Raw genomic sequence first — 11308 nt, forward strand, 5'->3', positions numbered from 1 at the left:
GGGTGCAGCGCCCCGAAAAACCACGAGTCGTGTGCCTGAGAACCCGGATATCCGGGTTCTCAGGCACACGACTCCGACGACGGCAGGCCTCAGCCGGCGGCGAGGATCCCCACGGCGATCTCCGAGCCGACGCGCACCGCGCCGTCGACGTGCTGGAAGCCCAGCCCGGCGACGTCGCTGCTGCCGAACTCGATCGGCCCGACCGGCGCGCGCAGCACCCGGCCCCAGCGGGTCAGGCCGCCGAGGTCGAAGCTGGTGCCGTAGGCGCCGCCGGTGAGCTCCTGGTGCTGCCAGTCGCTCTCGACGTACGCGATCGGGTGGCGGGCCTGGTCGCCGTAGTAGGCGGCGAGCGAGTCGAGGATCCGCTCGCGGCGCTCGGCGTCGGACAGCCGGCCGACCCGGTCGGCGTTGACGTCGGAGACGAAGCCGACGAGGACGCCGCGCGACTCCCCCGCGGGCGTGTTGTCGTAGGCCTCGTGCACCAGCTGATAGGGGCCGAAGGCGGTGCCGTCGAGGCCGTCCTCGCGCCAGAACGGCGTCGGGTACATCGCCTGCACCTTGATCACCAGCCCGAACGACTGGTGCTCGCGGGCGATCCGGTGCTCCGCCGGCAGCTCGGGCGTGAAACGGACCCGCCGCACCACCGTCGGGGGTACGGCGAGCACGACCCGCCGGGCGGCGTACTGCTCGTCGGCGGTGTGCACGACCGCGCCGCCGTCGGTCCAGTCGACACGGGTCACGTCCTGGCCCAGGCGGAGCCGGTCGCCGAGCCGATCGGCCAGCGCGAGCGGCACCGACTGCAGGCCGCCCTCGACCCGGCGGTCGAGGATGAAGTCGGCGTCGACCAGATTGCTGAACGAGCCGGCGCTGGCGGCCATCAGCGCCGCCTGCAGCACCGAGAAGGAGTGCGCCGGCTTCGTCAGCATCGCCGGACCGAGGTAGAGCGCGATGTTGTCGCAGGCCTCGGCGTCGTCGCACTGCTCCTCGAGCCATGCGCGCAGCGACGTGCGGTCGAGACGCTCGGCGTCAGGGTGGTCCCAGGGCGCGGCCGGGTCGAGCTCGTGGGCGAGCTCGTCGAGCTTCTTGGTGAGCTCGGTGATCGCGGCCTGCGTCGCCTCGGCGAGCGGCAGGTCGTCGGCGAACCGGCGCCGGACGCCGGCGCGGTCGACGTACAGCGAGTCGCCGTCGCGATAGCGCGGGTAGGTGGTCAGGCCGAGCTCGCCGAGGATCGCGATGAGCGCATCCTGGTCGGGCGAGACCCACTGGCCACCGATCTCGAAGGGCGCGGGCGCGCCCGCCGCGTCGAGGACGTCGGTGCGCAGCCGGCCGCCGACCCGCTCGCGGGCCTCCAGGACCAGCACGTCCTGGCCGGCCTGGGCGAGCCGCCAGGCCGCAGTCAGGCCGGTCACGCCGGCGCCGATCACGATCACGTCATGGGTGGTCATCGAAGAGCCTCCTCGAGGTCGTCGGTGGGGTCGATCACGATGAAGCGCTCGTCGGGCCGGCGCTTGAGGTAGCCGACGTAGTAGACGAACGCGGCGAGCAGGATGGCGCCGGTGATGGTGAGGTCGGTGCGCGAGGCGCCGACCAGCGCGTAGCCGACGGCGATGATCACCAGCAGCGGCGGCAGCGGCCACAGCGGCATCCGCCAGCCGGGAGCGGTCTTCATCCGGCGCACCTTGAGCGCGGCGAACGCCAGGGCGACGTACATCGCCGAGATGACGACGGACGTGATGCCGAGCAGGGCCTCGATGTCGACGGCGTAGGCCAGGATCGCGCCGGGGATGCCGATCAGGAGGGTGGCGACCCACGGGCAGCCGTAGCGCGGGTGCAGCGCGGTGAGCACGCGGTTGACGGCCGGCGGCCAGGCCCGGTCGCGGGCGGAGGCGTAGACGACGCGGCTGTTCTGCAGGACCATCACGATCGCCGCGTTGAGGATCGCGATCGCGATGCCGACGTTGACCGCGATCGCGGTGGCGTCGCCGCCCCAGGCGCGGACGAACTCGGAGAAGTCGCCGGTGGCGAGGGCACCGAGGTCGTTCACGGCGAGCACGGTGGTGATGGTCGGGACCAGGATCACGATGCCGCCGAGGCCGAGCGACCAGAACACGATCCGGGCGACATTGCGGCGCGGGTCGACGACCTCCTCGGCGAGGTAGGCCGCCGTACCGAAGCCGCTGACGACGAAGATGCCGACCGTCAGGCCCGACACGAGCAGCGCGCCGGTGAACGGCTCGATGCTGCCGCCGCCGAAGACGTGGGGGCTGATCAGCTCGCCCGGGCCGCGCTGGACGTGGGCCGCGCCGAGCAGCGCGACGACGGCCGCGGCGACGACCTCGAGCAGCAGGAAGATGCCGGTGACCAGGGCGTTGGCGCGGACGTCGAGCAGCGCGATCCCGGTCGCGACGAGCATGACGACGGCGCCGGTCATCGCCCGGTCGAGGTGGACGATGTCGACGAGGTAGTCCGCCGTACCGAGGGCGATGACGGGCGGGATCACCCACAGCAGCACGCCGGACAGCGCGAAGGTCAGCCACCCCGCACCCTTGCCGAGCGTGTGCGCGACCATCGCGTACTCGCCGCCGGCGCTCGCCATCCGGGTGCCGAGCTCGGCGTAGCAGGCGCCGACCGCGATCGAGATCAGGATGCCCGCCGCGATCGTGATGACGACGCCGCTCCCCTGGGTCGCGAACATCTCGGGAACGATGATGAACAGGCTCGACGCGGGCGTGATGCAGGAGAGCACCAGCAGGACGGCGCCTGCCGGGCCGAGCACGCGCAGCAGTCCCCCGCTGCCGTGCTCCTGCCCCTGCGGGGCAGCCTCCTGCGCGTTGCGCGCGCTCATCGTGTCGATCATCCGGGTCCCCCTCGCGGTGCGTGCGGCGCAGTTTGAACGCCGTACAAATCTTTGAACGACATTCAAAGTGACGCATGTCACCGCTAGAGTCAAGACCTCCGCCGAAGAAATTCACCGCACAGGAGAGACTCACCCCCGTGGCAGCAGGACGCACCCGATCGAACCGGCGACTCGACCGACCCCGCGAGCAGGTGCTCGCGACCACGCTCGAGATGATCGCCAGCGAGGGCCTGAGCAAGGTCACGATCGCCTCGCTCGCTGCGCGCCTCGAGACCAGCGGCGGCCACCTTCTCTACTACTTCGGCACCCGCAACGGACTGCTGCTGGAGACCCTGCGCTGGAGCGAGGCGAAGTACACCGAGCAGCGCGCGCCCCTCGTCGACGACCCCGGCGGCGACCTCGGCACCGTGCTCGCCTTCGCCGAGATCTTCCTGCCCGTCGACGAACGCGACCCGCGCTGGCTGCTCTGGCTCGAGCTGTGGGCCCGCGCGCCCTACGACGCCGAGCTGGCCGCCGCCCAGCGCGAGCTCGACGACGGCTGGCACCACGACCTGGTCACGGTGCTGCGTCGCTGCCTGCCGTCGGTGACAGATCCCGAAGGCGTCTCGGAGCAGCTGCGCGCGATGTGGGACGGCTTCGCGATCCAGATCGTCAACGGGGGCGGCACGGCGCTGCGCAAGATCGCCGTCGAGCGGCACACGCGGGCGGTGCTGGAGCGGGCCTGAGCCGGCTCCGGGGCGGCTCGGGGCGGCGTCGAGCCGTCATGTAACTCGGTGTCCGTGGATGCACCACGGGGTCGTTACCGGTCATGACTCCGTGGCAGTTGACGGAGCACCGTGGTGGATGCACGAACACCGAGTTACAACGGCGCGCACGACCACCCGGCAGGACAGCCGACTCGAGTGCGACAGGGCGTTCTCGCTTGAGCACAGCAGCGCGGGACTGGCGAAGCTGCACGCCGACGTCGAGGCGAGCGACCTCGACCCGGTCGCCGATCAGCTGCCGGAGCTGCGCCCCCCTTCCCAGGGCGTCAACTACTCCTGTCTCGTCGGCGCGCGCGGCTAGCTGGACATCGTGGCGGCCAGCAGCAGGAAGAGGATCACCAGCAGCCCGGCGCTCACCAGCGCCCCACTGAAGACCGCCAGGCCGACCTCGGGCCTCCACCGCCGGCGGACGACGAGCGCCGCGAGGTTCAGGACCGAGCTCGCGCCGAAGCACGCGAGCTCGGTCCTGCCCAGACCCGTTCGGCCACCTACTACCTGATCCGCACCTTGACCGTCTGCGCCACCGGCGCATAGCCCGGCCGCGTGTAGGTGACGCGCGCCCGCACCACCTTGCCGCGGTAGGACTTGGCCAGCTTGAGCGACGTCGCGGTCGCCCGCGAGATCGGCTTCTTGCCGAGCAGCCACTGCACCTTCACGGTCACGCCCGCCGGAGCCGCCGGTACGACGACCTTCAGCCGCTTGCCCACCTTGGCCTTGCCCTTCAGGGCCGGCTTGCCGGTGACGGCGAACGTGCCGAGGGCGACCGGGGCGGTCCGCTCCGTCTGCGCCCAGGCGAAGGCGGAGTCCGGGACGAGCGCGCCGACGAGGACCTCGATCCGCTTGTGCAGCAGCGCGGGCGTGAGGGTGAGCCGAGTGCCGGTGACGTTCGTCAGCTCCTTGCCGTCGGCGTACCAGTGGTACTGGAAGGTCGTCGGCGTCGGCGTCCAGCTGCCCGGGTCGACGGTCAGGGTCGAGCCGACCTTCACCTTGCCGGACAGCGTCGGCGGGGCCGTGTTGACCGGCGCGGCCGCCGCGGCGGCGGCGACGTCGAGCGGGACCGAGGTGGCCACGCCGTCGGAGTACCCGGTCTTCGCGGCCGTCACCTCGACGGTCAGCTTCTTGCCCGCAGTCCCCTGGGGGATGACCAGGGTGCGGCCGGTGCCGACCGGGTCGGTGGAGCCGGAGACGAGCCAGCGGTAGGTGTAGCCGTCGGGCTTGGGGCCCCACGTGCCGTCGCTCGCCTGCACGGTCTGCCCCTCGACCAGCGCGCCGGTGACCTTCGGCGGGACCGTGTTGGTGAGGACGCCGGGCGCGACCGTGATCGGGCCGAGGGTCCGCACCGCGTTGGCGTAGCCGCCCTTCCAGACCGTCACCTCGACGGTCAGCTTCGTGCCCGCGAGCCCGGCCGGGACGGTCATGTCCTGCTGGCTCCAGAACCCGGTGGACGAGCCTTCGACGAACCAGGCGTAGGTGATGATGTCCGGGGTCGGCGACCAGGTGCCGTCCTGGACGCTCAGCGTCTTGCCGACCTGCGCCGTGCCGCCGAAGGACGGAGCCACGGTGGCGGTCAGCTCGCCGAGCGCGACGGTGTCCGTCGGGGCCGAGTACGCCGTGCTGTCGCCGTAGCCGGCCGCCTTCGCGGTGATCTCGACGAACAGCTTCTTCCCGGCCACGCCCGGCGGGATGACGAGCTGCTTGCCCGTGCCGATCGGGTCGACCCGGTCGCTGCGGAACCAGCGGTAGGTGAAGGCGTCCGGCGTCGCCGACCAGGTGCCCTCGACCGCCTCGACGGTGGCGCCCACCTGGAGGTTGCCGGTGATCGTCGGCCGCGCCGTGTTGGCGTTGCCACCCGCGGCGACGGCCGCGGACGGCAGCGAGGTGGCGACGCCGTCGGCGTAGCCGGCCTTGGTCGCCGTCACCTCGACGGTGAGCTCCTTGCCGAGGGCGCCGGCCGGGACGACGAGGTCCTTGCCGGTGCCGATCGGGGTCGCCGTACCGGCCTGGAACCAGCGGTAGGTGAAGGCGTCCGGCGTCGCCGACCACACGCCCTCGAACGCGTGGACGGTGCTGCCCACGGTCAGCGCGCCCGACATGGTCGGCTCCGTCGTGACCGTCAGATCGCCCGGCGCGACCGGGACGGTGGCCGCGGACGACGCGACCGCGTCGGCCCAGCCCGCCTTGGTCGCCGTCACCTCGACGGTGAGCTCCTTGCCGAGGGCGCCGGCCGGGACGACGAGGTCCTTGCCGGTGCCGATCGGGGTCGCCGTGCCGGCCTGGAACCAGCGGTAGGTGAAGGCGTCCGGCGTCGCCGACCAGGTGCCGGGGTCGACCGAGATCTTCTCGCCGACGCGCGGGTCGGCGTCCGTGATGGACGGCGCCGCCTCGTTCGCCAGGCTCAGCCCGAGGACCGCGTCGACATGCGGCCGGTCCGCGCCCGCGACGGCGATCGTGTCGGCACCCTCGAGGGTGCGGCTGTCGTCGTAGTACTCGTCGGTGAAGGCGCCCTCGTCGCTGGAGAAGCCGACCCGGAAGCTGCCGTCCGGCACCAGGACGGCGTAGTGGCCGTCATCGTCGGAGTAGTTGCCGTTCACCGGCTCCCAGCCGTCGCCGCCGTCGGCGTAGACGAGGACCTCGGCGTCCGCGAGGGGCGCGTGCGCCTCGTCGGTGAGCGTGCCCGAGATCAGGGATCCCCTGGACAGCGCCGCGTCGATGCCCGACGTCGTGGCGTCCGGACCGGTGATCGTGACGTCGGCGGCGTCCTCGATCGTCGCGGCGTCGTCGTAGAACTCGCCGAGGTAGCGGCAGTCCGCGCCGCCGCAGAACTGGAAGAAGCCGATCCGGTGCTTGCCCGGGGCAGCGCGCAGCAGGTAGGTGCCGTCCGCCGCGGTGTGGGCGAAGGCGACCGGGTTCCAGTCGGTGTAGGTCTCGCCGTCGGCCTGGTAGGTCACCGGGTCGAACGCGACGGCCATGATGTCCTCGAGCGGCGCGCCGCCGGCCTCGGCGGTGACGGCGCCGGTGATGGCGCCGTTCTTCGCCAGGGTGCCGTTGCGGCCCGAGTAGGTGGCGGATCCGGCGACCACGACGTCGTCGGCGGTCTCGAGGTCGGCCGTCTCCTCCCAGTACTCGGTCTGGTAGAGGTCCTCGCAGGTCTCGTCACAGCCGTCGTCGAACGAGACCCGGTAGGTGCCCGGCGGGACATACAGCTGGTACTCGCCCGCCGCGTTGGCGGAGGCGTAGGACACCTGGTCCCAGTAGGTGTAGGTCTCGCCGTCGTACTCCTCAGTGACCTGCTGCAGCGCGGACACGTCGGCGTGGGCGATCGCCGCGCCGCCGTCCTCGGCGGTGACGGTGCCGGTGATCTTGGCGTTGCGCGCGAGCACCGCGCTGATGTTGGCGACGGTGCCGCTGCTGGGCACGGTCACGTCGTCAGCGGTCTCGACCGTGAGCTTGTCGTTCCAGAACTCCCGCCGGTAGATCGCCTGGCAGGGGCCGTCGTCGTTGCAGGCGTTGTCGAACCCGAAGCGGTAGGTGCCGGGCGCCAGGTAGATCTCGTAGTTGCCGTTCGTGTCGGCGGAGGCGCCGTAGTTCCAGTCCCAGTAGGAGTCGTCGCCGTCGTGGACCAGCTGGTAGGCCATCACCTGCGCGCCGCCGATGGCCGCATTCGTGCCCTGAGCCGTGACCTTGCCGGTGACCTTGCCGGTGACCTTGGCGTTGGCGACCATCTTCACGCTGATGCCGGTGCGACCGGCGGCGGTCACCACCACGTCGGTGCCGGCCTCGATGGTCGCCGCGTTGGCGTAGTAGACCTCGCGCCACCGGTTGTCGTCGGTGGAGAAGCCGACCCGATAGGTGCCCGGCGCGGCGTACGCGGAGTAGGTGCCGTTGGTGCCCGTCGAGGCGTAGCCGACGCAGTTCCACCAGGTCTCGCCCTCGTAGGTGACCTGCTGGTAGAGGCACACGTTGACGTTCGCGATGCCCAGGTTGAGCGCACCCTGACCGGCCTTGCCCTTCACCGTGGCGTTCTGCTGCATGGCGAGGTCGATGTCGCTCGCCGGCGGCACGACCGCGGCCGCGTTGACCTCGTCGGTGCCGCCGAAGAAGGCCGCGGCGTACTGGTTGTCGTCGCTGTAGACGCCGACGTGGTAGGTCCCGGCGGGCAGGTCGAAGGCGTAGGTGCCGCCGGTGCCGCTGGTCACCTCGTCGCACCAGTACCAGTCGCCGTCCTCATTGCAGAAGGCGACGACGGTCATGCCGGCGAGCGGCGTCCCCGTGCCGGCGGCGGTGATCTTGCCGCTGATCGCGCCCGCCGCGGCATGCGCGGACGGCGCGGTCGCCGTGGTCAGCGCGACCAGGCCGGCGAGAGCGAGGGCGGTGGTGAGCACCGCGGTGAGCAGACGGACCATCGGTCCACGGACGTGCGCAAGCATCGAGTCGACTCCCCATAAGTCGTTTCGCCGCATGACTGGGGGCATACGGCTGATCGGCGGAGGCTAACCAGTCGCGGCCGCGCTTGTCCGGAGATTCGCAGAAATTGTCAACCGTGCCCGGCGGGCGGGCGCCTACCAGCCGCGCAGCCGCGGGACGACGCCGCGGCAGTCGATGCTCGCGCTGGTGATCCGCTCGACGCGCCAGCGCCCGGCGCTCGACGTCACGTGGAAGGTCATGCCGACGACCTCGCGCGAGCGGGTACGTCGTACCGACCGCGACTGCTGGGTCCACCCCGAGACCATGGCGCACGCGTCGACCTCGCGATGCGTGGCGTCGACCGGCCGCACCCCCACGGGCGCCACCGGCAGCGGCCCCGGGAAATACCGGCCCCACTCCGAGCCCGCGTGCCGCTCCATCCACTCCTTGACCGCCGGCGTCGACGGGTCGGCGGCGCCCGCGAACCCGTGGTCACCCGCGTTGACCGCCCGCGCGTAGGCCGCGGCCCACGCCTCGACCGCCTTGGCCTGCGGGCTGGCGAGCACCTTCGCGGCGACGGTGGGCGGGGGCGTCCGCGGCGCGACGGTCGGCGTCGTCGGCGCGTCCTCGGCCCGCGGGTCGGCATCCGAGGAGCAGGCGGCGGCGAGCAGGAGGACCGCCGTGAGGACGGCGGCGACCGGGCGGGACGGGAGCATGATGCGCATTATGGGCACACCACCCGGCGCCGGACCCGGCCATCCGGGATTTCCCCGACGACGCCGGAACTTCGACGTACGCGATCTACGTCGTTCGTCCCATGCCCCACTCCCCCGACCCGGCGGAGCATGGGGGGACCGACCCGGAAGGATCCCGCGATGACCACTCCGCGCCCCACCCCCGCCGAGAGCGTCGGCTTCAGCCTGGTCGTCCTGGCCCCGACCGGTCGCCTCCGCGAGTGCCGGCGCGCGATCGAGGACGCGACCCGGCGCGGCGGCGCCGTCTTCACCCACGAGCTCCCCGCCGCCACCGGCCTGATCACCGAGACCCTCGCCGAGGCCGCGGGCCTGATCGCCGACGCCGTCGGCCACGCGATCCGGCTGCACCCGGACGCGCCCGTCGTCCTGGTCGGTCACGGCGACGCCGGCGCCGCGGTGACCACCTTCGCCGAGCTCTCTCCCGAGGGGCTCGCGGGCGTCGTCGTCACCGGCGAGAAACGAAGAAGCCCCGGTCGATGACCGGGGCTTCTTGTCGTGCGCGCCTGTAGGAATTCGAACCCCAAACCTTCTGATCCGCGGTCAGACGGCACTCCCGCGTGCAGGTGTCACGCGCAGATCGGGGCGTTTCAACGCCGATGGCCGTCCTTCGACGTAGCCGCGTGTCCCCAAGGTGTCCCCAAGTAGTCCCCAAGGAGTCCAGCCCCGAAAGGTTGACGGTCACCAGGCGCCAAGGACCGCGGAGCGCGGAGCGCGGAGCAGGGTGGTTCAACTCCGGCCGGCAGTCCACGTGTTACCCAGACTCATACCGACAGGCCAGCGAACCCGAAGATCACTGCTGGACCAATCGGAACCGACGGCCACGCCGGCGGCTCAGCCCATGGGGCGCGGTGTCCCTGGGGACGTCACGAGGTGACCCGACGGTGCTGCCCTACGCGCCGGGCCCGGCGCTTTCGGTGCCGACTTGGTAGACACCGTTCGGGGTGAAAGACATGATCCGCGGGGAGATGTTGGAGGCCCACACGTTTGCTTGATCGACGAGGGGCACATACGGAAGGTCTTGGTCGAAGGTTGAGTTGATCTTCTCCAGCAAGCTTGCTCGCTCGGACTTACCGGACGTCGCGGCTAGTTGGGCGACGAGGCGGTTCATCTCGGCCGAGTCGTAGTACGAGAACAGGGAGTTGATTCCGCCCGCCTTCGTGAGGCCGTAGTTCAGCATGATGAGCTCGGGCGAGTTCACGACGTCGTAGAGGCTGCCGACCTCCATCTGGTAGTTGCCATTCTGCTCGTTGGCGTTACCGGTCGCCTGATCGACCGTCTGGATGGAGACGTCGATACCGACCTCGGCGAGATTGCGCTGTATGACGGTCGCGATGGAGTCGAAGGGGACCCGGCCAGCTCGTTGCATGATGGTGAGCTTGCACCCCTGCTCGCACTCGGTCCCCTTCAGGAGGTCACGCGCCTTGGCCACGTCTCGTTCGACGGACACGTCCGGGTCATGGCCTTCCATGACGGTGGGCAGGAAGCTCGCCAAGGGCTTGTTCTGTCCCAGGTAGGCGATCTGGTTGATCGCTTCGCGGTCGACCGCCGTCGAGATCGCCCTCCGTACGTTGACTTCGCGCAGGGGGCCGCTGTTGTTGTTCATGAAGATGTAGACGGCGCCGTACTGTCCGGTGGCGTAAGCCTGTGCCGGCCTCTTGACCTGGCTCGCGAGATTCGGCGGCAACTCGTGCGCGATGTTGAGCTGCCCGGTCGCCAGCTGGAGCTGCCGGGTGCTCGGGTCGACGACGACATCGAATTCGACTGTCTCGACCACGGGCTTGAGCTCGGGGATGTAGTACGGGTTGCGCTCGAAGGTAGACCCGTCGGAGGAGTGCTCGGCGAGTCGGTAGGGCCCGGATGAGACCGGCTGGGTGAAGAAGCCGGGCGTGTTGATCTTGTCGGCAGGAAAGATGCCGAGAGGTCCTTCGGTCAAGGCCAGGAGGAAGCTGGTGGTGGGCTCGGCGAGCGTGAAGCGGACGGCATCGGCGCCGTCGGCTTCGACCTTCTTCAGGGTGGAGATGAGTCCGGCGTTGGCGTTGGCCGTGTCCGTGAGTGCACGCTGGAAGGAGGCGACGACGTCATTGCCGGTGATGGCGGTGCCGTCGGAGAACCGCAGTCCCTTCCGCAGGGTGCACACGTAGACCAGGCCGGCGGAGGAGGCTTCGCAGCTCTCTGCCAGGCCCGGTTGGATTCCCTTGGACGTCGACCGCAGCAATGTCCCGGACACGAGGGCGAGCGACATGACGTCGACATCCTGGACGGCTCGGTCCGGGTCGATGGTGGTGAGGGCTGCACTCATGCCGACTCTGACGGTGCCGGGAATCTTGCCGGGGAGCTCACCCGAGACGTCTGCCTCGGAATGTCCCCGCGGCGCGGCGCTGTCATGGGCGCTGCACCCCGAGACCAGCGCAAGGCAGAGGATCAGGCCGCCAACGAGAGTCGTGCCCGGGCGGAAGAGCCTGGATCGGTGGTTCATTCTTCTTCTCCTGCTAGTCAGGTCGTGGACGCACGGACGCTCTGATGTGGAG

At 70.7% G+C, this 11308-nt stretch carries 8 protein-coding genes; 3 read left to right on the top strand and 5 right to left on the bottom strand.

Features of this window, described 5'->3' with window-relative positions; translation table 11 throughout:
- Positions 1-89: 89 nt before the first annotated feature.
- Positions 90-1445, bottom strand: coding sequence for a flavin monoamine oxidase family protein (locus tag AB4880_RS12670; RefSeq protein WP_367919571.1), 1356 nt, complete (start codon positions 1443-1445; stop codon positions 90-92).
- Positions 1442-2845, bottom strand: a complete 1404-nt coding sequence (locus tag AB4880_RS12675; RefSeq protein WP_367919572.1) for an APC family permease — start codon at positions 2843-2845, stop codon at positions 1442-1444. The genes AB4880_RS12670 and AB4880_RS12675 overlap by 4 nt, the downstream gene beginning before the upstream one ends.
- Before the next feature lie 149 nt (positions 2846-2994).
- Between AB4880_RS12675 and AB4880_RS12680 the strand changes: the two genes are divergently transcribed.
- Together AB4880_RS12680 and AB4880_RS12685 are read left to right on the top strand one after the other, a co-directional pair.
- The gene (locus AB4880_RS12680) at positions 2995-3582 is read left to right on the top strand and encodes a TetR/AcrR family transcriptional regulator (RefSeq protein ID WP_367919573.1); all 588 of its coding nucleotides are present in this window, start codon (positions 2995-2997) and stop codon (positions 3580-3582) included.
- Between the two features lie 118 nt (positions 3583-3700).
- Positions 3701-3922 carry a hypothetical protein gene (locus tag AB4880_RS12685; protein ID WP_367919574.1) on the top strand — a complete coding sequence of 74 codons (222 nt, stop codon included), beginning with the start codon at positions 3701-3703 and terminating at the stop codon, positions 3920-3922.
- A gap of 190 nt (positions 3923-4112) precedes the next feature.
- Here the strand turns inward: AB4880_RS12685 and AB4880_RS12690 are convergent, their stop codons facing one another.
- On the bottom strand, positions 4113-8024 hold the full coding sequence (locus AB4880_RS12690; protein ID WP_367919575.1) for a hypothetical protein: 3912 nt from the start codon (positions 8022-8024) through the stop codon (positions 4113-4115).
- Positions 8025-8180: 156 nt separating this feature from the next.
- Positions 8181-8741, bottom strand: coding sequence for a hypothetical protein (locus AB4880_RS12695; protein ID WP_367919576.1), 561 nt, complete (start codon positions 8739-8741; stop codon positions 8181-8183).
- Between the two features lie 159 nt (positions 8742-8900).
- Between AB4880_RS12695 and AB4880_RS12700 the strand changes: the two genes are divergently transcribed.
- On the top strand, positions 8901-9260 hold the full coding sequence (locus AB4880_RS12700; protein ID WP_367919577.1) for an alpha/beta fold hydrolase: 360 nt from the start codon (positions 8901-8903) through the stop codon (positions 9258-9260).
- A gap of 409 nt (positions 9261-9669) precedes the next feature.
- On the opposite strand, the gene AB4880_RS12705 is transcribed toward AB4880_RS12700, so the two are convergent.
- A complete protein-coding gene (locus AB4880_RS12705) occupies positions 9670-11256 on the bottom strand; it encodes an ABC transporter substrate-binding protein (RefSeq protein ID WP_367919578.1) in 1587 nt (528 codons plus the stop codon).
- Between the last annotated feature and the right edge of the window lie 52 nt (positions 11257-11308).

The organism is Nocardioides ginsengisoli (assembly GCF_039537225.1).
In the GTDB taxonomy this organism is placed as follows: domain Bacteria; phylum Actinomycetota; class Actinomycetes; order Propionibacteriales; family Nocardioidaceae; genus Nocardioides; species Nocardioides ginsengisoli.